Annotated in this window: 1 protein-coding gene; it reads left to right on the top strand. The window is 56.5% G+C overall.

What is annotated here, in order from left to right:
- Positions 1-431 precede the first annotated feature (431 nt).
- Positions 432-1,046: YihY/virulence factor BrkB family protein (locus tag ACXJ7R_RS34030; protein ID WP_457155620.1), on the top strand; the 615-nt coding region annotated here is incomplete at its 3' end.

Here is a 1,046-nt window from a genome sequence, read left to right on the forward strand (position 1 = left end):
GGGTTAAGACTCCGGCGCTGACAAAACCAAAGCCATCAGCGACCAGATTGACTAAAGCCCCGATTGCAGAATTGAGGACTGCTGTAACAAGGGTTTTATGCCAAGACTCGCTATCTCAGTACCGCATCCCTACCATGTTTATGTCGCTGGCCACGAACGGGCGCTGGAGCTTGAGAGTGTCGATCATGCTCCCGCCCATGGGAGCCTTTACCGGTGCCTGTCAGGTAGCATTGATCCGACCCGCGTCGCCCTGCTACGTGCGGCAGTTCGCGAGAATGCATTGAAGAACTTTTGTCACGCCGCTCGCGATTGCGCGCGCATCCTGACGGATCCCGCGCCGGCAGAAAATCCGCTGAGCTTTCCGTCGAATTCCTCTGTCGCATCCGCCAATCGGAACATCGGAAGTTCTGGCGCATTGCTTGTAGACGCCATTGCAACTCACCACCACGGACGAAAAAGTGCGAAGCGCGATAACACATGTATGGGGCTTGGTGAGAGAAAGCGTAGTAGGCTTCGTCAACGACAATGCCCTAAGCCATGGGGCCGCAATGGCTTTTTACGCCGCCACCTCCCTGGCCCCAATTTTGCTGATTGTGGTCGCCATTGCAGGCCTCGTTTTCGGTCAGGACGCGGCTCAATTGGCTTTGTCTGCGCAAATCTCCGGGCTGATGGGGCCAGAAAGCGCAGATCTCCTTCAGACCGCGCTGGAGAGCGCTTCTAGCAGACTATCCGGAACCTGGGCCGCGGTGATCGGAATAGTGACGTTGTTGGTGGCCGCATCGGGCGTCTTTGGCGAAATGCAGCAATCGCTAAATTCGATTTGGAAGGTCGAACCTCAGGGGAGTTCGTTGTCGCGTCTGGTCCGGGCCCGTGCAGCAAGTTTGGGTTTGGTTGCTGCGCTAGGTTTCATGTTGCTCGTGTCTCTCGTTGCGAGCGCAGCGATTGCCGCGCTGGGAAACATCATCAATGCTCACCTGCCGTTTGGCACAATCGTCCTCGGCATGATCAACGCGGGCGTCTCGTTTGTCCTGATCTCTGTTATGTTC

The organism is Mesorhizobium sp. P5_C1 (genome assembly GCF_054049815.1).